Here is a 23,608-nt window from a genome sequence, read left to right on the forward strand (position 1 = left end):
CTTTTCCTCAGAATCGCATTTCGGCGGACGCAGTCACGCGGGTCGCATCGAAATCGCCGATCGACGGCTCCGTCTTGCGCCGCGAATGGGTCGCGTCGAGTCGCAGAAACAACCGCCCCGTCATCTGCCGTGCCAAACCGGCACGGAAAATCGGCGACTGGTCCTTTTCCAGCCCGCCACGCACGCCGCCCGGCGGCGCGCGGAAATCGCGGGTCCGGTAATCGAAGCCCAATGTGGCGGAGGTCAGTTCGTTGACCTGCATCTGCCCGACCAGGCTGTAGCTCGACTGCACGGCATAGGCGGTGGTCAGCAGCGTATCGAACACCACCGACCGCGCCGCCGTCGCTTCGATCTTCAGCGGGGCCAGCGCCCGGCTGACCACCTGCGCGCGCCAGCCGAGACCGCCATAATCCTCGATCAGCGGGTCGTCGCTGCGCACCGACAGCCAATGGACGTCGACGCTGGCGGTCAGCAGCGGCGACACCGCCCGATCGAGCGCCACGCCGGCGCGATCGACCGAACTGCCGCCGCGCACCTGGTTCGGACGGGTGATGTCGTCGCGGCGATAATAGGCCAGCGCCTGCCCCAGGCTCGGCCGGCGATAGCCGATGCCGACGATGCCGGAGGTCGTCCGCTGGTCGGCATAGTCGAACTCGCCGTCATTGTCCGATTCATACCGCTCGGCCGACAGCAGCGGATAGAAGCCCGCTGGCCGCTGGCACGTCGCGGTCGCCCCAAAGCGCGTCTGGCGGATGGTGTTGTCGAGCGGCGCGTTGAGATCGCCGAAATCGGTGCGCTGGCGGTTATATTCGCCGTAGGGCGTGATGCTGCACGTGCCCGCAATCCCCGCCGTGCCCCGCGCGCCCAGCGCCAGACGCGGCCGGCTGCGGTCGGGATTGAAGGTGAAGATTTCATAGCCGTACAGCGCGTTCGCCGTCACCTGCGCCCCGCCCAGGATGCGGTCGATCCGCGCCGATACCGCCGGCGCGACGATCAGCTCGTCGGTGCGCCCATCGGCCCCCTTGATCGTGCGAAAGATATTGTCGTCATAGGCGACCGACAGCGCGGGCGTGATGATGATGTCGTTTTCGCGCAGCGACAGCGGCGCCGACGCGACCGCCGACGGCAGATAGAGCGACAGGGGCTGCTGCACATCGCGCGAGCGTCCCGCCACTTCGCGCGGCTGGGCGAACGCGGGCAGCGCCGACGCCAGCATCGCCGACGTTAGCATCATGGCCGCACAGGAACGCCGACATGTGCTGATTCGCCGATCGATTGGCACCTGCATCTCCAAGCTGCACCGGTTCAAGTCTCGCGCTCGCCTAACCCAGGAAACAGGCGACGTCAAAAGATTGCTGCATTGCAAAAAAACTAATGGTTAGCGCGGGATCTCACGCCACCGTCCGGACCATAGCATGGCGCGGAAATCGGTACCGCGCAAAACGCTGTACGCGAACAGACCTACCGCCGGTGGCCCGAACGCCGCGTCAGCTATGCAAATTAAGATGAACAAAGATTTAACCGCGTGCGCAAGCCGAAATTTTACAGGGAATCAGCGATCTGATGCGGGCTTGGTCAGAGGAACTCGTCCCCATGGTTTACGTTAATGGCGCCGGAAAAACGTTGTCGGTTTCGGGTGCGGTAAAGAGTAACGCCACCCGCAATGCCGATGGCAGCGTCAGCACCGGCAACGCCGACAACAACGCGCTGCACAGCGCAGGCTATGGCAGCGGCGTCCAGAGCGTGATGACCGGTGGTGATGGTGACGACACCTATCACCTCTGGTCGAAGGCGACCGTCACTGAAAAGGCCGGTGGCGGCATCGACACGGTCTACAGTCATATCGAGGCAGCCTATCTGCCCGATCACGTCGAGAACCTGACGCTGTCGGGGGCAAGCGCCCGGTTCGGTTTCGGCAACGCGCTCGACAACGTCCTGACCGCGGGCGACACCGGCAGCGAATTGAACGGGGGCCTGGGTGACGACGTCATCGTCGGCGGCAAGGGCGTCGACACCGTCATCGTGCGCAAGGGCGAGGGATCGGACGCGGTCTATAACTTCAATGTCGCGCAGGACAATGTCCGCCTGAGCGGCTTTGGCTATCACGATTTCGCCGACCTGAAGGCGCGCATGACGCAGACCGGGGCGGACGTGACGATAACCCTGTCGGACGATCAGAAGCTGGTGTTGCGCGACACGCAGGTCGACGCGCTGTCGGCGAAGAATTTCGAACTCGAACTCGATCGCAGCACGCTGAAGCTGACCTTCGAGGAGAATTTCGACAAGCTGGTCACCCAGTCGCAGGGTGGATTCTGGCGCACCGACTGGGGCAATGGTGGCACGAACGACAATTACCGTCCCGGTGAAGTCGGTGCCTATGTCAACGACACCTTCCAGGCCGCATCGAAGCTTCTCGGCGTCAATCCCTTCTCGATCGACAATGGCGTGCTGGCGATCACCGCCAAGCCGGCGGGCGCGCTGTCCAGCCTGATCGATGGTCGCACCTACACGACCGGGGTGCTGTCGACGAAGGACGCTTTCTCGCAAAAATACGGCTATTTCGAAATCCGTGCGACGCTGCCCGAGGGCAAGGGCTTTCTGCCCGCCTTCTGGCTGAAGTCGGCCGATGGCCGCTGGCCGCCCGAGCTCGACGTCGTGGAAGCGATCGGCGACCGGTCCGACACGATCTACATGAGCAGCCATACCGCCGCCGAGACGGGCTCGCACACCTTTCAAACCCAGACGACGCATGTCGACTCCAGCGAACCGCACACCTACGGCATGAACTGGACCAAGGATTCGCTGGTCTGGTACATCGATGGGGTCGAGGTCGCGCGCTACAAGTCGCCGACGGATGCGACGGCCGAATTCTACATGATGATCAACCTGGCGGTCGGCGGCAGCTGGCCGGGCGCGCCCGATGCCACCACCGGGACGGGCCAGTTCAAGGTCGATTATGTCCGCGTCTATGCGAACAGCGATACCGAAAGCTACACCAGCAAGGGCGAGACCTTCTACCTGAACGACAGCGTGCCGCACACGCAGGGTACGTTCGGCGACGACCTGCTGACCGGCGGCACCGGTGCCGATGTGATGGACGGCCGCGCGGGCAACGACAGGATGTTCGGCGGCGCCGGCAACGACACCTTGACCGGCGGGGCGGGCAACGACCTGCTCGACGGCGGGACCGGGGCCGACGACATGGCCGGCGGCGATGGCGACGACATCTATTATGTCGACAATGCCGGCGACCGGGTCAGCGAATATTACAACAACGGCAAGGGCGGCTATGACAAGGTCTTCGCCTCGGTCGATTATACGCTGACCGCCAATGTCGAGGACCTGACGCTGATCGGCACTGCCCGCAGCGGCACCGGCACCGAACAGGACAATATCCTGACCGCCAACGACCTCGGCAACACGCTGCGCGGGCTGGGCGGGCACGACACGCTCAACGGCGGGCGCGGCGACGACATCCTCGATGGCGGCGCAGGCAATGACAAGCTGTATGGCGGTGCCGGCAACGACAGGATGTACGGCGGCGATGGCTATGACGTGCTGTACGGCGGCGACGGCAACGACGTGATCGACGGCGGCGCGCACAACGACACGCTGTATGGCGATGCCGGCGAGGACAAGCTGTATGGCGGTCCGGGCAACGACACGCTGATCGGCGGTTATGACGCCGACTTCATGGCCGGCGGCCAGGGTGACGATCAATATCATGTCGACCATGTCGGCGACGTGATCGAGGAACTGTTCGGCGAAGGCTATGACCGGGTCCGCGCGTCGGTCGACTATACCCTGTCCGACAATGTCGAAGAACTGCAGCTGGTCGGCCCGGCCATTACCGGCATCGGCAACGCCCAGAACAACACGCTCTACGGCAACGAGAACGACAATCGCCTGTTCGGCGGCGGCGGCGACGACGTGCTCACCGCCGGCCTCGGCAACGACCTGCTCGACGGCGGGACGGGAGCCGACCGGATGACCGGCGGCGACGGCGACGACACCTATTATGTCGACAATGTCCGCGACAGCGTGATCGAGTTCTTCAACGGCGGTGCCGGCGGCTATGACAAGGTGTTCGCCTCGGTCGACTATACCCTGACCGCCAATGTCGAGGATCTGACCCTGACGGGGTCCGCGATCCGCGGCACGGGCAATGCCGGCCACAATGTCATCACCGGCAACGACATGGACAATATCCTGAACGGCGGCGACGGCAACGACACCATCTATGGCGGTGCCGGCAACGATACCATCTATGGCGGGACCGGCTGGAACTCGCTGTATGGCGGGACCGGCAACGACACGATCCATGGCGGCAGCGGCAACGAGACGCTGGTCGGTGACGAAGGCGACGACCAGCTGTTCGGCTATGCCGGCGACGACCGGCTGATCGGCGGCGACGGCAACGACGTGCTGAACGGCGGTGTCGGGGCAGACCGGATGGAGGGCGGCGACGGCGACGACATCTATTATGTCGACAATGCCCGCGACACCGTGACCGAATATTTCCACAACGGCCAGGGCGGCCGGGACAAGATCTTCGCCTCGATCGACTATGTGCTGGGCGACCATGTCGAGGACCTGACGCTGATCGGCAACGCGGTGCGTGCCACCGGCAACGCGCTCGACAACTTCATCACCGGCAACAAATGGAACAACGGCATCGACGGCGGCGCCGGCAACGACCGGCTGACCGGCGGCGGCGGGGCCGATACCTTCCTGTTCAGCGGCGTGTCGGGCAACGACGTCATCACCGACTTCGACTGGGACGACCGCATCGACCTGCGCGGCTGGTTCGCTGACGGGGTCGTCGACATGAAGAAGCTGTCGATCGTCAATGGCGAGCATGGCGCGATCGTGTCGATGGAGGGCCATGGCTCGATCGAGCTGCTCGGCGTCGCCGCCAACGAGCTGTCGATCAAGTCGTGGGGCATGATCACCCACGCCTGACGCTGGCGACTTCGGGGGGGAGGCTCCGGCACGCGCCGGGGCCTCCCTTTCTACGTGCGGCGAAAGACTACCGCGCCGCCGGCCGCCGCAGGATCAGGTACAGCGCCCCCTGCCCGCCATGGCGCGGATGCGCGGGGCGGATCGAGGCCACGCGGTCGGCATGCCGCCCCGCCAATATCCAGTCGCCCACCGCCGCGCGGATCGCGCCGCGCGCATGCGGCCGTTCCGATTCGGGGCGCGGCGGCTTGCCCGTCACCAGCAGCAGCACCCGGTCGCCGCGCTGAATCGCGCGTGCCAGCCCCTGATCGAGCAGCAGATGCGCCGAATGCAGCGTATGCCCGTGAAGATCGATCGTCGATTCCGGGCTGACCAGCCCGCGCGACAGCCGCCGGTCCCAGCTGGCGTCGAGCGTCGCGCCCGGCGTCCGCGCCTTGGCCGGCACCGGCGCCGCGGCAGGCGCCTTCGCCCGCACCGGCTTGGGTGCCGGCGCGCCGTGCTTCTCCAGCTTTTCGAACAGCGCCGGCGCGACCGGCACCGGGCGCACGGCATGGAGCGGCTTTACCGCCGCGACCACCCGCGCCCACAGCGCCGCTTCGCCGGGGTCAAGGCGTCGCCCGGCCACCCGCGATCCGCTGAACGGTGCCGATCGGCAGCAACAGGAAGGCGGTGCCGCGCGCGCTCATGCCGCCGGCGATCGCCCGCGCCTCGTCGCCCGCACCCCAGAAGGTGTCGAAGCGGTTGGTGCCCTTGATCGCACCGCCGGTATCCTGCGCGACCCACAGCCCGGTGGCATCGGTGCGGTCCATCGACAGGAACACCGGCGCGCCCAACGGCACGAAGCGCACGTCCGCCGCGACGCTCGCCTGCCCCGTCACCGGCAGCCCCAGCGCGCCCAGCGGCCCCGGCCCGGTCAGTTCGCGGAAGAACACGAAGCTCTTGTTCTCGCGCATGATCGCGCGGCCCTGTTCGGGATTGGCGCGCAGCCACGCCATCAGCCCCTGCATCGACGCCTGCCCCGGCTGCACCAGCCCGCGGTCGCGCATCAGCTTGCCGATGCCGGTATAGTCGCGGCCATTCTGCCCGGCATAGCCGATGCGCATGACGCCGCCATCGGGCAGCCGCAGCCGGCCCGACCCCTGCACCTGCAGGAAGAACATCTCGACCGGATCGGCCGCCCACGCGATCTCAAGACCCCGCCCGGCCAGCGCGCCTTCCTCGATCGCGGTCCGGTCGTAATAGGGAACGAAGGCCTTGCCATCGACCCGCCCGCGAAGCCGCTTGGCCTTGAGGTCGGCCGAAAACAGCCCCAGGTCCGCCTCGACCAGATCGCCCGGCACGCCATAGATCGGCGTCTCGTACCCGCTGCGCCGGTCGCGCGACCCATGGATTTCGGGTTCGTAATAGCCGGTGGCGAACGCCTTGCCGTCACCGACCTGCGCCGTTTCGAACCAGCGCGCGAAAAAGGCCCGCGCCCCGCCCGCACCGACGCCGCGCGCCGCATCGCACGCCGCCTGCCAGTCGGCTGGGCGGGTCAGCCCGGTCGGATCGGCCTTGCGCGTGACGGAGGGGCAACTGATGCGGAACGCCGCCAGCGCGCGCTCGGCCGCGTCGTCGGTGATCGGCAGGCTGGCGACCGGCGGCCCGGCGACGACTCCGGCGGCCAGCGCGGTCGCAGCACCGTCGACCGTGCCCACGCCGGTGATCGGCGGCAACGGCACCGATGCGGTCGGCTGGCGCACCGGCAGGGGGCGGCTCGGCGTGCCGCGCGTAATAGCGGGCCGCTCGGGCGCCGGCCGCGACGCGGCACTCTCCGCGCCCCGCGGCACGATCGCATTGGAACAGCCGGCCAGCAGCAGCGCGGCGAGTGCCGCCATCCCCCCCTTGTTCATGACGCTCAGGCTTCGTCGGTGTCGGCGAGCTTCCAGTTCGGGTCGCTGCTCTTCAGCACCCGCAGGAACGTCCACACGTCATGCGTCTCGACCGCGTCCGACAGCGACCCGGCGATCATGTTGCCATCGGCATCGCGGGTGATCGCGGCGATATCGGCGTCGAAGCGTACCGCGACGCGGGCGACGCCGCCCTCGACCGATGCCTCGGTCACGACCGCACGCTCGATCGACACCAGCCGGTTGTCGAGGACATGGCCCGCCGCATTGCGCTCGGCGATCGCCTGCGAAAACGCCTCGCGCACATCGCGCTCGGTCAGCCATTCGAGGGTCGATTCGTCGCCCTTCCAGAATGCTTCGAGGATCATGCGATAGGCCGACTTGGCGCCTTCGATGAACTGCGCGACGTCGAAGGTCGGATCGGCGGCGATCAGCGCGCGCAGGCCGCCTTCGGCACCGCTTTCGACATGTTTCGGCCCCAGCACCCGTGCCTCCGGCGCCGCCTCGACCGGGCGGGCGAGCGGCGGCGTGCCGATGCGTTCCTCGGCCGTGCGCGGCAGGGGTTCATGGCCGGTCCGCTTGCCGAGCACGGCATAGAGCCGCATCGCCAGAAACGCCGCAACCATCGCGAGCAGGACGACAAAAACCAACATGCCTTCACTTCCTTCCGTCGACCGGACATAGGACCGATCGGGCGCGGATACAAATGATGCGGCGGCCTTCTGGTTCGCCGGGCGGGTCGACCCGTTGAATCGCGGTCCTGCCGCTGCTAGTCCGCGCCATCTTAACGCGGCAAGCGCCAAAGCTTTCCGCCTGAGCGGACAGGGATTATCATGGAAGATCAGAACGACGCCACCGGCATCGACGCGTTTGCCAACGGGGACGACAGCCAGCCGTCGGTCAACGTCATCACCCAGTACGTCAAGGACCTGTCGTTCGAAAACCCGAACGCGCCGGGCGTGTACCAGATCGCGGGCAGCCCGAAGCTGGACGTGCAGTTCAACATCGGCGCCAACATGGTCGGCGACGGCGTGCACGAAGTCGTGCTGAAGATGGAGGCGCGCGCCGAAATCGAAGGTCAGGTGATGTACCTCGTCGACCTGTCGTTCGCGGGGCTGTTCGGGCTGCGCAACATCCCCGACGAACATCTCCAGCCGTTCCTGCTCGGCGAAGCGCCGCGCATCCTGTTCCCCTTCGCCCGCCGCGTGCTGGCCGACGCGGTCCGCGACGGCGGCTTCCCGCCGCTGATGCTGGAGCCGATCGACTTCGCGCAGCTCTACATCGCGCAGGCCGAACAGCAGGGCGCGCTGGGCGAAGTCGCCGGCCACGCCTGATCTTCGGGGCGGGCGGGCTTGGCTTTTATCGGAATTGCCCCCTGCCCCCGCCCCGTTCCGTACCCCCGCGCAGGCGGGGGTCCAGGGTCAAGCAAGGCAACGGCTTGCCTATGTCGCTCTGGATCCCCGCCTGCGCGGGGATACGCTTAAGGGCGACCTCACCAAGGTCTCGAACGCGTCCGGCATGACGAACGTCGCGCCCCCTCCGATCAGGAACGGCACCGGGAACAGCGGAATGTCGATGGGCTACCGGTCATGAAACTCGCCAAATCCTTGGGGTCGGTCGGCGGGCTGACGCTGGCCAGCCGAATACTCGCGCTGGTCCGCGACTCGCTGCAGGCGACCTTCGTCGGCGCAGGCTTCGCCTCCGACGCGTTCCTCGTCGCCTTCCGCCTGCCCAACATGTTCCGCGCGCTGTTTGCCGAAGGGGCCTTCAACGCCGCCTTCGTACCGCTGTTCAACAAGAAGGTGGCCGAAGGTGACAGCGCCGCCGAGGGACAGGGTCTGGCGACCGGCATCGCCTTTGCCCGCGACGTGCTGTCGGTGCTGCTGCCGGTACTGATCGCCGCGACGGTCGTCATGCTGATCGCCGCATGGCCGCTGACGTACCTGCTGTCGGGCGGGTTCAACGATCCGACGCCCGACCAGTTCGCCTATGCGGTCACGCTGTCGCGGATCACCATTCCCTATCTGCTGCTGATCTCGATCGTGTCGTTGCTCGGCGCGATCCTCAATTCGCTCGACAAATTCTGGGTCAATGCCGCGGCCCCCATCCTGTTGAACGTCGCGATGGTCGCCGGACTGGTCTTCTTCCACGGACCCGATCCTTACGCGACCGCTCGCGTCCAGGCATGGGCAGTGACGGCGGGCGGCGCGTTGCAGCTCGGCTGGCTGATGTTCGCCTGCCGCCGCGCCGGCGTCTCGCTCAAACCCCGCCGCCCGCGCATGACCGACGATGTCCGCGCGATGCTGAAGCTGATCGTGCCTGCCGCCGCCGGGGCGGGCGCGATGCAGTTCAACCTCGTCATCTCGACCGCGCTGTCGGGCAAGCTGCTCGACGCCGGGTCGATCTCCTACATCTATTATGCCGACCGGCTGAACCAGCTGCCGCTCGGGCTGATCGGCATCGGCCTTGGCACCATCCTGCTCCCCACCATCTCGCGCCAGCTCAGCCGCAAGGACGATGCCGGCGCGATGGACACGCAGAATCGCGGTATCGAGCTGGCGCTGCTGCTGACGCTGCCCGCGACCATCGCCTTCCTGACCGTCGCCGAACCGATCATCCGCGCGCTGTTCCAGCATGGCGCCTTCACCGCGCAGGACACGATCCGCTGCGCCCAGTCGCTCGCCGCCTTCTCGCTCGGGCTGCCGGCCTATGTCCTCATCAAGGTGCTGACCCCGGGCTTCTATGCGCGGGAGGATACGCGGACGCCGGTGCGCTTCGCCATGTGGTCGATCGGCATCAACATCGTGCTGAACCTCGCGCTGATCCCGACCGTCGCCCATGTCGGCCCGCCGCTCGCCACCGCCGTGTCGGCCTGGGTCAATGTCGCGATGCTGTACGTCACGCTCAGGCGGCGCGGGCATTTCGCGCTCGACAGGCAATTGACCCACCGCCTGCCGCGCTTCGCGCTCGCCTCGCTGCTGATGGGGGCGGCGCTGTTCTTCGCCGATACGCTGGTTGCCCCGTGGACGACGGGCGCGGTGGTCACCCGCATCCTCGGCATGGTCGCCCTCGTCGGCGCGGGCGCCATCGTCTATGGCATCGCCTGCCTGGTCACCGGAGCGTTCCGGCTGGCCGATCTTCGCGCGCTGCTCCGGCGGCGTGCCGCGTAACACAGGAAACCATTCATGCGTGTCGTCTCCGGCATCCAGACCACCGGCAATCTCCATCTCGGCAACTATCTGGGCGCGATCCGCAACTGGGTGCGGTTGCAGGACCGAATGGGCGCGGACGATGTGTGCCTGTTCTTCCTGGCAGACCTCCACGCGCTGACCGTGACGCAGGACCCGGCGACCATGGCGTCGAACACGATCGAGATGGCGGCGACCCTGCTCGCCGCCGGGATCGATCCCGACCGCTCGATCCTGTTCAACCAGGCGCGCGTGCCCGCGCATAGCGAACTGGCGTGGATCCTGGGCGGCACGGCGCGGGTCGGCTGGCTCAACCGCATGACCCAGTGGAAGGACAAGGCCGGCAAGAACCGCGAAGGGGCCAGTGTCGGCCTCTTCACCTATCCGGTGCTCCAGGCCGCCGACATCCTGGCGTATCGCGCGACGCACGTGCCGGTGGGCGAGGATCAGAAGCAGCATCTGGAATTGGCGCGCGATATCGCCACCAAGTTCAACCTCGACTTCAACGTCGACCTGTTCCCGCTGCCCGAACCGATGATCCCGGAGGACACGCCGCGCATCATGAGCTTGCGCGACGGCACCGCGAAAATGTCCAAGTCCGATCCGTCGGACATGAGCCGCATCAACCTGATCGATTCGGACGACCAGATCGCGGCCAAGTTCCGCAAGGCCAAGACCGACCCCGAACCCCTTCCGTCCGAAGTTGGCGGCCTCGCCGAACGCCCGGAAGCACGCAACCTCGTCACCATCTATGCCGCGCTGTCGGGGGAGACATCGCAGGACGTGCTCGCCAACTTCGGCGGCCAGGGGTTCGGCGCGTTCAAGCCCGCACTCGCCGATCTGGCGGTCGCCAAGCTCGGCCCGATCCGCGACCGGCTGGTCGCCCTGCTCGACGACCGCGCCGCCGTCGGCGCAACGCTCGCCAAGGGCGCGGCCAGGGCCGATGCGCTGGCCCGCCCCACCCTGGTCGCCGCGCAACAGGCGCTGGGCCTGCAAATCTGAACATTTGTTTTGGTTAATCGGGTGCCACGGCCAAATTAATGCTGTCCGTGGCACCTTCCCCACCTTATGCGTTCGGCAACGCCCACCACAGGGGAAGCCGTTCGTGACCAGCACCGTCGAAACCAAGCCCTTCACCGACCAGAAGCCCGGCACCTCCGGCCTGCGCAAGAAGGTCCGGGTGTTCCAGCAGCCGCACTATGCCGAAAATTTCATCCAGTCGGTGTTCGACGTGGTGGAGGGCAAGGACGGCGCGACCTTGGTGATCGGCGGCGACGGCCGCTATCTCAACCGCGAAGTCATCCAGACCGCGATCCGCATGGCCGCCGCCAACGGCTTTGCCCGCGCGATCGTCGGACAGGGTGGCATCCTGTCGACCCCCGCCGCCTCCAACGTCATCCGCACCCGCGGCGCGATCGGCGGTCTCGTCCTCTCCGCCAGCCATAATCCCGGCGGCCCGGACGAGGATTTCGGCATCAAGTACAATGTCTCGAACGGCGGCCCGGCGCCGGAGAGCTTCACCGACGCGCTCTATGCCCGTACGCTGGAAATCGACCGCTACGTCATCAGCGACATGACCGATATCGACCTCGACACGCTCGGCGAGACGACGGTCGACGGCCTGACCGTCGAGGTAATCGACCCCGTCACCGCCTATGCCGAATGCATGGAAGGGCTGTTCGACTTCGCCGCGATCCGCGACCTGATCGCCGGCGGCTTCCGCCTGTCGTTCGACGCGATGCACGCGGTCACCGGCCCCTATGCGACCGAGATCCTCGAGCGTCGCTTGGGTGCCGCCCCCGGCACCGTCGTCAACGGCGCCCCCCTGCCCGATTTCGGCGGCCATCACCCCGACCCCAATCTCGTCCACGCCCATGAACTGTACGAGCGGATGATGGGCGACGACGCCCCCGATTTCGGCGCGGCATCGGACGGTGACGGTGACCGCAACCTGATCATCGGGCGCGGCATTTTCGTGACGCCCTCCGACTCGCTGGCGGTGCTGGCGGCCAACGCGCACCTCGCCCCCGCCTACAAGGACGGCATTGCCGGCATCGCCCGCTCGATGCCGACCTCCGCCGCCGCCGACCGCGTGGCGCAGGCGCTGGACGTGCCGCTGTACGAAACCCCGACCGGCTGGAAATTCTTCGGCAACCTGCTCGACGCCGGCCTTGTCACCATCTGTGGCGAGGAGAGCGCGGGCACCGGGTCCAACCATGTCCGGGAAAAGGACGGCCTGTGGGCAGTCCTGCTGTGGCTCAACATCCTGGCGGTCCGGCGTCAGCCGGTGGCCGAGATCATGGCCGACCATTGGGCGCGCTATGGCCGCAATTACTATGCGCGCCACGATTATGAAGGCGTCGAGCAGGCTGGCGCGGACGCACTGATGACGTCGCTGCGTGAGCGTCTGGTGACGCTGCCTGGCACGACGATCGGCGACCTGACCGTCTCGGAGGCCGACGACTTCGCCTATCACGACAGCACTGATGGCTCGGTCAGCCGCAAGCAGGGCATCCGCATCCTGTTCGCCGACGGATCGCGCATCGTGTTCCGCCTGTCGGGCACCGGCACGCAGGGCGCGACGTTGCGCGTCTATATCGAACGCTACGAACCGGCGGACGGCGATCTGGCGCAACAGACCGGCGATGCGCTGGCCCCGCTGGTGGCGGCTGCGGAGACGGTTGCTTCGATCAAGCAGCACACCGGGCGGAACGAGCCGGACGTCGTTACGTAAGAAATTGGGTTCACGCGGAGGCGCGGAGGCGCGGAGGGAGTGCGATCGGGGCACCTCCTCCGCGATCGGGAGATGCTTGCGCTAGCGATAGCCCTAGAGATGAGGCTGCTGCCGCGGCAAGCGCTTGCCCGACGCGCACACTCTCCGCGCCTCCGCGTGAACCCTTCTGCCCCCTTCCCCGCAATCCGTTCGGTTCGAGCAGCTTCGAGCTTGTCGAGAAGCGTCTGTCGAGAACTTGGTCGTTTGGGGCAGCCCCTTCTCGACTTCGGTTCTCGACAGGCTCGAACCTGCGCTCGAAGCAAACGGCAGGGGCGTTGGGTAAGGGGCTTCAGCCCTCGAGCGAGCGCATCAGCGTGCGGACCGCTGCGTCGATTTCGCGATCCACCCCACGCAGTTCCTCGATCCGCCGAACCGCATGGATCACGGTCGAATGGTCGCGATTGCCGAACTTGCGGCCGATCTCCGGCAGCGACCGGGTCGTCAGCCGCTTGGCGAGATACATCGCCACCTGCCGCGGCCGCGCGATCACCTGCGCGCGGCGGGCCGATACCAGGTCGAGCTGCTTCACCTCGAAATGCGCTGATACCGCACGCTGGATATCGTCGATCGTGACGCGCTTGGCCGGCCCCGCCAGCATCTCGCCCAGCGTCGCATGGGCGAACGCCATGTCGATGGTCTCACCGGTCAGCGAGGCATAGGCGACGAGGCGGTTGAGCGCGCCTTCCAGCTCGCGCACGCTGCCGTGAATTCGCCCGGCGAGCAGGTCGATCACATCCTCCGGCACCGCGGTACCCGGCACCTCGGCCAGCTTGGCGGCCAGGATTTCGTGACGCAGCTCGGTCTCGGGCGTCTTGATATCGGCGACCAGACCGCCGCCCAGCCGCGACAGCAGCCGCGGGTCGATCCCGTCGAGCAGCGCCGGCGACCGGTCGCAGGCGATCACCACCCGCTTGCCCGCGTCCATGAACGCGTTGATCGTGTGGAGGCATTCCTCCTGCGTGGCGTCCTTCCCGGCGACGAACTGCAGGTCGTCGATCATCAGCAGGTCGACGCCGCGCAAACGGGCCTTGAAGCTGTGCGTGTCGCGCGCGCGCATCGCCGCGACGAATTCGAACATGAACCGCTCGGCCGGCAGATAGACTGCGCTCGCGCCCGGATCGGCCTCGAGGAACGCATGGCCGATGGCGTGCATCAGGTGCGTCTTGCCGAGGCCCGTGGCGCTGTGGAGGAACAGCGGGCTGAAGCGCGGCACGCCCGGTTCGGCCAGCGCCTTCGCCGCGTTGAACGCCACGCGATTCGACGGGGCGACCACGAACCGGTCGAATCGATAGCGCGGGTCGAACGCCGGACGCTCGGCCGGGGCACGCTGCGGCATGGCGGGCATCGGTGCGGCGGCGGCGGCCGCCATCAGCGGCAACGGCGCTTCGGCCGGTGCCGAATCGAACAACGGAGCGGGCGGAACGATTCGGGTGGGCAAGGCGGTGGCGGTTTCGACGGTGACGTCACGGACATGGGGCAGCTGGGCACGGAATTCATGCGCCAGGCGCTCGGCATAATGGTTGCGGACCCAATCGGTCATGAAGGCCGATGGCAGCGTCAGGCGGACCACGCCGTCGCCATCGGGCGCGACCAGCTCCATCGGCTTCAACCACCGGTCGAACAGTCGCTGCCCGGCGGACACGCGCAGGTTCTGGCGCACGCGGGCCCAAGCCGCTGCCACCTCCACCTGTTCATGATCCACCGGCATCGTCACTGAAACATACCTCTCCCGCGCCGGGAAGCATGCCTCCCGGCCCTGTCGGTCCGTCGTCTAAAAATCCCCCCTCGACCGCGCCGAAGCGTCGGTCGCACGCGAAGATTCGCGTGGGCCCCTGCTCGCCACGAGTGCGTCGGGGAGTGCTGTTTAGGAACCGGAATGCGCTTCGATCAAGTCATCAAACCGAAATAAAGGCAGTTGACACGCCCCCAGCCGCAGAAATGCGTCGGATTTCTTTTTTATGGTTCAATAACAATATGTTAAGCGCAAGTTCGCGCCGTGAATCAGCGGAATCCTAGGATTTCCGCCATTTCCCAAAGGCTTGATTCGACGCGGCTTCGCGGAACCAATTTGGGGATGGTTGGCCGGCATCGATACCATACCGCGCTTGGCATAGGCCGAACGCAGCAAACCCCGCCGGCGCTGACGCCGACGGGGTATCCTGCTTGCCGACAATGGCCGAGCGATCAGGCGATCGCGCCGACGGCCTTGGTCAGACGCGAGAACTTGCGGCTCGCGGTGTTCTTGTGCAGCACGCCCTTGGCGACGCCACGGGCCAGTTCCGGCTGGACGTTCGCCAGCGCGGTGGTGGCTGCTTCGCGGTCGCCGGCGACGATCGCTGCTTCGACCTTCTTCACGAAGGTACGGATGCGGCCGACGCGCGCACCATTGATTTCCGCACGACGCGCATTGCGCCGGATACGCTTCTTCGCCTGTGGCGTATTCGCCATGCCGTCCTCGACTCTCGCAAATGATTGGTGCCGATCGAGCAGATCCCGACCGGAGAAGGTGCGCCCCTTAAACGCTTAAGCCCGCGCGGTCAACTATTGCTGGCATGTCCGGCACCAGAAGGTGGAGCGCCCGCCATCCACCCGGCGCTCGACCATGCCGCCGCACGGACACCGCTCGCCTTCGCGGCCATAGACCCGGAATTGCTTGGAAAAATAACCGAGTTCGCCGTCCGGCCGGGCATAGTCGCGCAAGGTCGATCCGCCCGCCTCGATCGCGGAGAGCAGCACCGCGCGAGTCGCGTCGACCAGCGCCGCGAGTCGTTCCGGTGCGATCTGTCCGGCGGGACGGGTCGGGGCGATTCGTGCGACGTTCAGCGCCTCGCAGACATAGATATTGCCGAGTCCCGCAACGATCCGCTGGTCGAGCAGCAGCAGCTTCACCGGCGCGATCCGCCCGGCGAAACGCCGCTCCAGATGTTCGGCGGTGAAGTCCGGTCCCAGCGGCTCGGGACCGAGCGCGACGAAGGGCGGCCATGCCGGCACCTCGGCGGTCGGCATCAGGTCGACCGAACCGAAGCGGCGCGGGTCGTTCAGCACCACCTGCCGCCCCGCCGCCGTTTCCAGCACGAGATGATCGTGGACCAGCGGCTCCTCCGGGTCGACCCGCCAGCGCCCCGACATGCCGAGGTGGAAGATGAAGCTGTCGCCGCGATCGGTATCGATCAGCCCATATTTGGCCCGGCGCGAAAGACCGGTCACCGTCGCCCCGGTCAGCCTTTGCCCCAGATCGACCGGCATCGCCCGGCGCAGGTCGGCGCGGTTGGCGACGACGCGGGTCAGCCGCTGGCCGTGCAGCACGGGGGCGAGGCCCCGGACGGTGGTTTCGACTTCGGGCAGTTCGGGCATGGGATCCTGACGATCGGGACGGTACGCCCCTTGGTGCAAAGAAAGCTAGGTTCGGTTTGCCCCCGCCACAAGGCGCGGCTAGGGCTGTGCCCATGAACGACACGGTATCCTTCGGTTACGAAGACGTAGCCCCCGATGAGAAGACGCGGCGCGTCGGCGATGTGTTCGCGAGCGTGGCGGCGCGCTACGACCTGATGAACGACGCCATGTCGGGGGGCATGCACCGGTTGTGGAAGGACCGGTTCGTCGCGCGGGTGAAGCCGGGCAAGGGCGAATCGATCCTCGACATGGCCGGCGGCACCGGCGACATCGCGTTCCGCATGGCGAAGCACGGCGCGGCCATCACCGTCGCCGACATCAACCCGGCGATGCTGGGCGTCGGCATGGAACGCGCCGAAAAGCGCGGGATCGACGGCCTCGTCTGGTCCGAACAGAATGCCGAGACGCTGGATTTCGCCGATCGCAGCTTCGATGCGTACACGATCGCGTTCGGCATCCGCAACGTGACCGACATCCCCAAGGCCCTGCGCGAAGCGCACCGCGTGCTGAAGCGCGGCGGGCGCTTCTTCTGCCTCGAATTCTCAACCGTCACCTGGCCGGGCTTTGCGGACGTGTACGATCAGTACTCGCACAAGCTGGTGCCGAAGCTCGGCAAGCTGCTGGCGAATGACGAGGACAGCTATCGCTATCTGATCGAATCGATCCGGCGCTTTCCCGACATGCCGACCTTCGAGCGAATGATCGCCGATGCGGGCTTCATCCGCACCCGGGTCGAACCGATCATGGGCGGGCTGGTCGCGATTCATAGCGGGTGGAAGATTTGATGCCGAAGGCATCAAACCCCCGCGCAGGCGGGGGTCCAGGGCCAAAGGCAGCATGACCTCGACGCTCACCCACACCTGGCGCATCCTGAAATGGGGCCGCACGCTGGCGCGCCACGGTGCGCTGATCGATATCGAGCGTAACCCGCGTACGCCGCCGCGCCTGCGCCGCGTGGTCCGTCTCGCCCGGTTCGGGGCGCGCGTGCCAAAGACCCCGCGCTATGCCGAGGCGTTCGCCGCGCTGGGCCCGGCGGCGATCAAGCTCGGCCAGACGCTCGCCACCCGCCCCGATCTGGTCGGCGAAGCGGTCGCGCAGGATCTGCTGTCGCTGCAGGACGCCCTGCCCCCGCTGCCCTGGGACGTGGTGCGCCCGGCGATCGAATCGGGCCTGGGCCAGCCGATCGAAGCGCTGTTCGCCTCCATCGAGGAAAGCCCGGTCGGTGCCGCCTCGATCGCGCAGGTCCACCGCGCGATCACCACCGATGGCCGCCGCGTCGCGGTCAAGGTGCTGCGGCCGGGCGTCGAGGCGCAGTTCTTCGACGCGATCGACACCTATGAATGGGCCGCCGCCCGGCTGGAGGCGATGGGCGGCGAGCTGAAGCGGCTACGCCCGCGTCTCGTCATCGAAACGATGAAGCGCTGGACCGCGCGCGAACTCGACCTGCGTCGCGAAGCCGCCTCTGCCTCCGAACTGGCCGACGGCATGGAGGCCGAGCCCGACTTCACCGTCCCCGCGATCGATTGGCAGCGCACCACGTCCAAGGTGCTGACCACCGAATGGATCGACGGGATCAAGCTGTCGAACCGCCCCGCGCTGATCGCCGCCGGACACGACCTGAACGCGATGGCGACCCGCCTCGTCCGCGCCTTTCTGCGACAGGCGATCGCCGACGGCTTCTTCCATGCCGACATGCACCAGGGCAATTTGTTCGCCCTGCCCGACGGGCGCATCGCCGCGATCGATTTCGGCATCATGGGCCGGATCGACCGGCGCGCGCGGGTGTGGCTGGCGGAGATTCTCTACGGCCTCATCACCGGCGACTATAAGCGCGTCGCCGAAATCCATTTTGAAGCGGACTATGTGCCGGCGCACCACAATGTCGCCGAATTCGCGACGGCCCTGCGCGCGGTGGGCGAACCGATGCGCGGCCTGGCGGTCAAGGACATGTCGGTCGGCATGATGCTCGATTCGCTGTTCAACATCACCCGCGACTTCGACATGCAGACCCAGCCGCACCTGTTGCTGCTGCAAAAGACGATGGTGATGGTGGAGGGGGTGGCGACCGCGCTCGATCCCGATATCAACCTGTGGGAGACGGCGGCGCCGTTCGTGCGCGGCTGGATTCGCGACGAGCTGGGGCCGGAGGCGATGGTCGCCGACCGCATCGTCACCGACCTGCGCACCTTTGCCCGGCTGCCCGACCTGATCCGCAATATCGAGGCACGCTATCCCGCCCCCGGCGGCGCCCCGCCCTCTCCGCCGCTGCCCGATATCGCGGTGGTGAAGGTCGGCGGCGGTTGGCGCTATGGCCTCGTCGCCCTGGCGAGCGGAGCGGCCGGCGCGGCGCTGGTACAGCTGCTGGGATGATCCGCCCGCGGCCACCGCTGTGGCTGTCGTCGCCCACCCGGTTCGCAGGAGTGCGGCCGGCCATGGCGCTGATGCTCCTGCTGCTCGGCATCGCCCTGTTGCTGACGACATGGATGCGGCCGGTCGAGGACGTCGGCACCCGCGCCGGGGGACAGGGCGACCTCGGCCTCTACGGCGCGGTGGTCGACGGGTTGCGGCGCGGCGGCGACTATTACGGCGTCATCGCGACCGAATTTCGTGCAGCCGGCTATCCGCTGCGCCCGTTCACCGCCGTCCGCCTGCCGACGCTGACCGTGATTCAGGCGGCCCTGCCCGATATGGTGTCGGTCGTGCTGCTGGTGCTGATCGCCGCCGCGACCGGTTTCGCCTGGACCCGGCGGATCGGCGACTGGTTCGATCGCGGCCCGCCGCGCATCACCGCGCTGTTCCTGCTCGCCGGCGGCATGGTCGCCTTCGTCCAGCCGGCGCTGGTCCATTTCCATGAGCTGTGGGCCGGGCTGCTGGTCGCATGGTCGCTCGCCATCCGGCGTGCCGATCGCTGGATCGAGGCCGTCGCGCTGGCACTGTGCGCGATGCTGATTCGGGAGACTGCCGCGCTCTATGCCGTCGTCATGCTTCTCGCCGCGCTGGTCGGGCGGCAGCGGCGCGAGGCGCTGGCATGGGGTGCGATCCTGCTGCTGTTCGTCGCCATCCTGTCGCTCCACGCCCGCGCGATCGCCATGGTGTCGGGGCCGCTCGACATGAGTGCCGCTGCCTGGGGCGGCTGGCACGGCCCCGCGCTGTTCGCATCGGGCATGGCGCGCTCGACCGCGCTGACCATGCTGCCCTGGTGGCTGGGCGCGCCGCTGGCGATGCTCGCGCTGGTCGGCTGGGCGGCGGCGCCGGGGCCGGTCGGCGTGCGCGCGGCGGCGACGTTCGGCGTCTTTGCCCTGTTGATCGCGGCATTCGCACGGACCGACAGCTTTCACTGGGTACTGATCGCCGCGCCCGCCTATCTGGTCGGCATGGCCTTTCTGCCCGATGCCTTGCGCGATCTGACGCGCACGTTGCTCGACAGGCGGCGCGTTCGGGTGCAGAGGATTACCCGATGACACGCATATTGCTGATCGTCGGTGGGGGCATCGCCGCCTATAAGGCGTGCGAGCTGATCCGCCTGCTGCGCGGGGCCGGGCACAGCGTCCGCTGTGTCCTGACCGATGGCGGCGCGCAGTTCGTGACACCGATGACGCTCGCGGCGCTGAGCGAACAGCCGGTCCATACCAGCCTGTGGGACCTGAAGGACGAGGCGGAGATGGGCCATATCCAGCTCAGCCGCCAGGCCGATCTGGTCGTGGTCGCACCTGCCACCGCCGACCTGATGGCGCGCATGGCCGCCGGCGTCGCCGACGATCTCGCCACCACCTTGCTGCTCGCGACCGACAAGCCGGTGCTGGCCGTGCCGGCGATGAACGTGCGCATGTGGCAGCATCCCGCGACCGTCCGCAACGTCGCGACGCTGCGCGGCGACGGCGTGAGCGTGATGGACCCGGACGAGGGCGCGATGGCGTGCGGCGAATATGGCCCCGGCCGCCTGCCCGAACCGGCGGCGATCGTCGCCGCGATCGAATCGCTGACCGCGCCCGCTGCGCGACAGACGCTGGCCGGACGGCATGTGCTCGTCACCGCCGGCCCGACGCATGAGGCGATCGATCCGGTCCGCTACCTCGCCAACCGTTCCTCGGGGAAACAGGGTTTTGCCATCGCCGCCGCCTGTGCCGCGCGCGGGGCGCGGGTGACGCTGATCGCCGGTCCGGTGACCCTCCCCACGCCCGGGGGCGTCGACCGCGTCAATGTCGAATCAGCGCGCGACATGGCGAACGCCGTTGCGCAGGCGTTGCCGGCCGATGCGGCGGTGATGGTCGCCGCCGTCGCCGACTGGCAGGTGGAGGCCGCGCCATCGAAGCTGAAGAAGGGCGACGGCCCGCCGACCCTGACGCTGCTGCCCAATCCCGACATCCTCGCGATGCTCGGCAAAAGCCCGCGTCGCCCGCGGCTGCTGGTCGGCTTCGCGGCGGAAACCGACGACGTGCTGGCGCATGCCACCGCCAAGCGGATCGCGAAGAATGCCGACTGGATCGTCGCCAACGACGTATCGGGCGATGTGATGGGTGGCGACCGCAACAGCGTCCACCTCGTCACCGCCGACGGCATCGACCATTGGGCCGATGCGCCCAAGAGCGACGTCGCCGGTCGACTGGCCGACAGGATTGCCGATGCGCTGGCTTAGCCCCCTCCTCCTGCTCGCCGCCGCCGGATGTGCGACGCATGGCACGTCCTCCGCACCGTCCGCGCCTGCCCTGGCCGGGCAGAGCTTCGGCCCCGCCGCGCCGCGCGACGTCCGCACGCTGGTCGTCTTGCTGCATGGCGATGGCGACGGCGCGGTTCCGGCGACCTTCACCGGTGCCGCGCACCGACTGGCCGACGCGATCCCGCACGCGCGCGCCATCGCGCTGCTGCGGCCGGGCTATCATGACGATGCGGGCAATCATTCCCCCGGATCGCGCGGCGGCACCGGCGGCGACAGCTACACCGCCGACCGGATCGCAGCGGTGGCCGATACGATCAGGAGATGGCGGGATCGCTATCCCCAGGCGCGGACGATCCTCGTCGGGCAATCGGGCGGCGCGGCGATGGCGGCGGCGCTGGTCGGCCTCCGCCCCGGGCTGGTCGACGGCGTCGTGCTCGCCGGCTGTCCGTGCATGTTACCCGAATGGCGCAAGTTCCGCGCGAAACAGGGCCATGGCGGCTTCGCCACGCCGGTCGACAGCTTCGACCCGTTGATGACGGTCGGCGGGGTCGCCCCGGTCACCCGCGTCGCGCTGCTGGTCGGTGCCAACGACAGCGAGACGCCGCAGCGTTTCTCGCGCGCCTATGCAGAGGCACTGGCACTGCGCGGCATCGCCACCGATTATCGCGTGCTGCCGGGACGCGGCCATGACCTGCTCGACGACCCCGACCTGATCGACGCGGTGCGCCGCATGTCCGCCGACCCCGCCCCCGTACCGGTCCGGAACGCGATGGTGACCCCGTGATCGCGCTGCAGATCCTCCGCCTGCCCCATGGTGCCGGCCTGCCGCTGCCCGCCTATGCCACCGCCGGCGCGGCGGGGATGGACGTCGTTGCCGCCGAGGATGTCGAACTGGCCCCCGGCGCACGTCACGCCGTCGCCACCGGCTTCGCCATGGCGATTCCGGAGGGCTATGAGGTACAGGTGCGCCCGCGCTCGGGCCTGGCGCTCAAGCACGGCATCACCTGTCTCAACACCCCCGGCACGATCGACAGCGACTATCGCGGCGAGGTGAAGGTGATCCTCGCCAATCTCGGGCAGGAACCGTTCCGCGTGGTGCGTGGCGAACGCATCGCACAGCTGGTCCCGGCCGAGGTGATCCGCGCCACCCTGACCGAAGTCGACCTGCTCGACGATACCGTTCGCGGGGCGGGCGGGTTCGGATCGACCGGCCGATGATGCCCTTCGCCCTGCTCGGCCTTACCGCCCAGCTGGTGCAGGCGTCGCCTCTGGTCGCACCGTCGCCGCCCATCGCGCCGCAGCCTGCGCCGCTGGCCCGGTCGCCGATCGACTGGAGCGCGTTGCCGCCGCTGCCCTATCGCCGCACCCCGCATCCGACGGCGCGCATGACCGCCTTCGTCCAGTCCGAAATGCGCCGGACCGGCTGTCCCCGCCCCGCCCCGGTCGGCGGCCGCCTGCAGGTGCAGGTCGATGTCGCGGTGCTGATCGGCGAGGATCATGTCGTCCGCGCGACGATCCCCCGCGCGATCAACTGCCCGACCGTCGAACAATATGCCGCCGGGCTGGTGGTCAGCTATGCGCGCGGCAATCTCGTGCCTCGCTTCGTCGGCGCGGGTAACTGGTATCGCGCCGTGCTGCTGTTCGACTGGGCCGAATGACCTTCTCCGACGCCGAACTCGATCGCTACCTCCGCCACCTCGTCCTGCGCGAAGTTGGCGGTGCCGGACAGGCTGCGCTGAAGGCCGCGCGCGTGGTCGTGATCGGCGCGGGCGGCATCGGATCGCCCGCTTTGCAATATCTTGCGGCGGCCGGGGTCGGCACGCTGGTCGTGATCGACGACGACCGGGTCGATGCCAGCAACCTGCAACGCCAGACGCTGTTCACCGGTGACAACATCGGCGTGCAAAAGGTCACGGCGGCAGCATCCGCCATCGCCCGGATCAATCCGTTCGTCGCAGTAGAGCCACACTCCGTCCGAATCGACGCCACCAACGCCGCCGATCTGCTCGCCGGCGCCTCCGCCATACTCGACGGGTGCGACAACTTCGCAACCCGCCTCACCGTCGCCGACACCGCCCTCGCCGCCCGTATCCCCTTGATATCGGCCGCTGTCGGCCAGTTCGAAGGGCAATTGGGCGTGTTCCGCGGCTGGGAACCGCACCTCCCCTGCTATCGCTGCTTCGTCGGCAACGACCCCGCGCGCGCCGACGCCAGCTGCGCCGACCAGGGGGTGCTGGGCGCCCTCACCGGCATCCTCGGCAGCATGGCCGCGCTGGAGGTCATGCGCGCGATCATCGGCTTCGGCGAGGACCCCGCGGGCAGGCTGCTGATCGCCGACCTGCTCGCCTTCCGCTTCCGCACCCTGACCCTGCCCAAGGATCCCGGCTGCCGATGCGCGGGCTGACGGTTGTCGTCGCCGGTCCCGACCCGGACCGGCTGCGCGCCGCGCTGACCACGGCCTGCGCCGCCGCCGCGCTCGGCGGACGCGCCCGAGTCTATCTGCATGAAAAGGCAGTCGAGTTGCTCGTGACCGATGCCGCCGCGCCGGAAGGCCTGCCAAACCTGAACGACCTCCGCGCCATCGCGACCGACAGCGGCGTGGACCTGATCGCGTGCCAGACCGGCCTCGCGCTCGCCGGCCTGTCCGCCGACACGCAAAGGGTCGCGGCAGGCGGTCTGATCGACCTGCTCGCGACCCTCGGGGATGACCGGCTGGTCACCCTGTAGCGGCGGGAGCCTCGGCCCCCGC

21 protein-coding genes are annotated in these 23,608 nt (G+C 67.9%); 14 read left to right on the forward strand and 7 right to left on the reverse strand.

Going from position 1 to position 23,608, the window contains the following annotated elements; genetic code table 11:
• Window positions 1–7: 7 nt before the first annotated feature.
• Entirely contained in the window at window positions 8–1,234 is a 1,227-nt protein-coding gene (locus CA237_RS04750; RefSeq protein WP_066688435.1) for an outer membrane beta-barrel protein, read from the reverse strand.
• A 359-nt stretch (window positions 1,235–1,593) separates the two neighbouring features.
• On the opposite strand from CA237_RS04750, the gene CA237_RS19585 reads away from it, so the two are divergent.
• On the forward strand, window positions 1,594–4,962 hold the full coding sequence (locus tag CA237_RS19585) for a family 16 glycosylhydrolase (RefSeq protein ID WP_164523832.1): 3,369 nt from the start codon (window positions 1,594–1,596) through the stop codon (window positions 4,960–4,962).
• Between the two features lie 67 nt (window positions 4,963–5,029).
• On the opposite strand, the gene CA237_RS04785 is transcribed toward CA237_RS19585, so the two are convergent.
• From CA237_RS04785 to CA237_RS04795, 3 genes are read right to left on the reverse strand one after another with little or no spacing between them, the layout of a single operon-like run.
• A complete protein-coding gene (locus CA237_RS04785; RefSeq protein WP_066688429.1) occupies window positions 5,030–5,584 on the reverse strand; it encodes a Smr/MutS family protein in 555 nt (184 codons plus the stop codon).
• Complete coding sequence (locus CA237_RS04790) at window positions 5,565–6,851, reverse strand: murein transglycosylase A (protein ID WP_206432946.1); 1,287 nt, start codon at window positions 6,849–6,851, stop codon at window positions 5,565–5,567. The genes CA237_RS04785 and CA237_RS04790 overlap by 20 nt, the downstream gene beginning before the upstream one ends.
• Before the next feature lie 5 nt (window positions 6,852–6,856).
• Window positions 6,857–7,498, reverse strand: coding sequence for a Tim44/TimA family putative adaptor protein (locus tag CA237_RS04795; protein ID WP_157092677.1), 642 nt, complete (start codon window positions 7,496–7,498; stop codon window positions 6,857–6,859).
• 183 nt (window positions 7,499–7,681) lie between these two features.
• Between CA237_RS04795 and secB the strand changes: the two genes are divergently transcribed.
• The 4 genes from secB (at window position 7,682) to CA237_RS04815 (ending at window position 12,770) form a co-directional block, all read left to right on the forward strand.
• Window positions 7,682–8,182 carry a protein-export chaperone SecB gene (gene secB / locus CA237_RS04800; RefSeq protein WP_066688424.1) on the forward strand — a complete coding sequence of 167 codons (501 nt, stop codon included), beginning with the start codon at window positions 7,682–7,684 and terminating at the stop codon, window positions 8,180–8,182.
• 255 nt (window positions 8,183–8,437) lie between these two features.
• Entirely contained in the window at window positions 8,438–10,018 is a 1,581-nt protein-coding gene (murJ, locus tag CA237_RS04805) for a murein biosynthesis integral membrane protein MurJ (RefSeq protein ID WP_066688422.1), read from the forward strand.
• 15 nt (window positions 10,019–10,033) lie between these two features.
• Complete coding sequence (gene trpS, locus CA237_RS04810; RefSeq protein ID WP_066688421.1) at window positions 10,034–11,038, forward strand: tryptophan--tRNA ligase; 1,005 nt, start codon at window positions 10,034–10,036, stop codon at window positions 11,036–11,038.
• A gap of 103 nt (window positions 11,039–11,141) precedes the next feature.
• Complete coding sequence (locus tag CA237_RS04815; RefSeq protein ID WP_066688416.1) at window positions 11,142–12,770, forward strand: alpha-D-glucose phosphate-specific phosphoglucomutase; 1,629 nt, start codon at window positions 11,142–11,144, stop codon at window positions 12,768–12,770.
• A 328-nt stretch (window positions 12,771–13,098) separates the two neighbouring features.
• On the opposite strand, the gene dnaA is transcribed toward CA237_RS04815, so the two are convergent.
• The 3 genes from dnaA to mutM all read right to left on the reverse strand — a co-directional run bounded on the left by dnaA (window position 13,099) and on the right by mutM (window position 16,163).
• The gene (dnaA, locus tag CA237_RS04820) at window positions 13,099–14,517 is read right to left on the reverse strand and encodes a chromosomal replication initiator protein DnaA (RefSeq protein WP_066688415.1); all 1,419 of its coding nucleotides are present in this window, start codon (window positions 14,515–14,517) and stop codon (window positions 13,099–13,101) included.
• A 476-nt stretch (window positions 14,518–14,993) separates the two neighbouring features.
• Window positions 14,994–15,257 carry a 30S ribosomal protein S20 gene (rpsT, locus tag CA237_RS04825; RefSeq protein ID WP_056459222.1) on the reverse strand — a complete coding sequence of 88 codons (264 nt, stop codon included), beginning with the start codon at window positions 15,255–15,257 and terminating at the stop codon, window positions 14,994–14,996.
• A 93-nt stretch (window positions 15,258–15,350) separates the two neighbouring features.
• Window positions 15,351–16,163, reverse strand: coding sequence for a bifunctional DNA-formamidopyrimidine glycosylase/DNA-(apurinic or apyrimidinic site) lyase (gene mutM / locus CA237_RS04830; RefSeq protein ID WP_066688414.1), 813 nt, complete (start codon window positions 16,161–16,163; stop codon window positions 15,351–15,353).
• 92 nt (window positions 16,164–16,255) lie between these two features.
• Between mutM and CA237_RS04835 the strand changes: the two genes are divergently transcribed.
• The 9 genes from CA237_RS04835 (at window position 16,256) to CA237_RS04875 (ending at window position 23,586) form a co-directional block, all read left to right on the forward strand.
• On the forward strand, window positions 16,256–16,987 hold the full coding sequence (locus CA237_RS04835) for a class I SAM-dependent methyltransferase (RefSeq protein WP_066688412.1): 732 nt from the start codon (window positions 16,256–16,258) through the stop codon (window positions 16,985–16,987).
• A gap of 52 nt (window positions 16,988–17,039) precedes the next feature.
• Window positions 17,040–18,572 (forward strand): 2-polyprenylphenol 6-hydroxylase, encoded by a 1,533-nt coding sequence (gene ubiB, locus CA237_RS04840; protein ID WP_126013141.1) that lies wholly within the window; start codon window positions 17,040–17,042, stop codon window positions 18,570–18,572.
• A gap of 62 nt (window positions 18,573–18,634) precedes the next feature.
• A complete protein-coding gene (locus CA237_RS04845) occupies window positions 18,635–19,663 on the forward strand; it encodes a hypothetical protein (RefSeq protein ID WP_066688407.1) in 1,029 nt (342 codons plus the stop codon).
• Window positions 19,660–20,838, forward strand: coding sequence for a bifunctional phosphopantothenoylcysteine decarboxylase/phosphopantothenate--cysteine ligase CoaBC (coaBC, locus tag CA237_RS04850; RefSeq protein ID WP_066688405.1), 1,179 nt, complete (start codon window positions 19,660–19,662; stop codon window positions 20,836–20,838). Before CA237_RS04845 ends, coaBC begins: the two co-directional genes overlap by 4 nt.
• Window positions 20,825–21,643, forward strand: a complete 819-nt coding sequence (locus CA237_RS04855; protein WP_232307860.1) for an alpha/beta fold hydrolase — start codon at window positions 20,825–20,827, stop codon at window positions 21,641–21,643. The genes coaBC and CA237_RS04855 overlap by 14 nt, the downstream gene beginning before the upstream one ends.
• Window positions 21,640–22,077, forward strand: coding sequence for a dUTP diphosphatase (gene dut / locus CA237_RS04860; RefSeq protein WP_066688404.1), 438 nt, complete (start codon window positions 21,640–21,642; stop codon window positions 22,075–22,077). The genes CA237_RS04855 and dut overlap by 4 nt, the downstream gene beginning before the upstream one ends.
• Window positions 22,074–22,517, forward strand: coding sequence for a hypothetical protein (locus CA237_RS04865; RefSeq protein ID WP_232307859.1), 444 nt, complete (start codon window positions 22,074–22,076; stop codon window positions 22,515–22,517). The genes dut and CA237_RS04865 overlap by 4 nt, the downstream gene beginning before the upstream one ends.
• Window positions 22,514–23,263 carry a HesA/MoeB/ThiF family protein gene (locus CA237_RS04870; protein WP_126013150.1) on the forward strand — a complete coding sequence of 250 codons (750 nt, stop codon included), beginning with the start codon at window positions 22,514–22,516 and terminating at the stop codon, window positions 23,261–23,263. Before CA237_RS04865 ends, CA237_RS04870 begins: the two co-directional genes overlap by 4 nt.
• Complete coding sequence (locus CA237_RS04875; RefSeq protein WP_066688401.1) at window positions 23,251–23,586, forward strand: DsrE family protein; 336 nt, start codon at window positions 23,251–23,253, stop codon at window positions 23,584–23,586. The genes CA237_RS04870 and CA237_RS04875 overlap by 13 nt, the downstream gene beginning before the upstream one ends.
• The last annotated feature ends 22 nt before the right edge of the window (window positions 23,587–23,608 follow it).

The organism is Sphingomonas sp. ABOLH (genome assembly GCF_003951715.1).
Taxonomy (GTDB): domain Bacteria; phylum Pseudomonadota; class Alphaproteobacteria; order Sphingomonadales; family Sphingomonadaceae; genus Sphingomonas; species Sphingomonas hankookensis_A.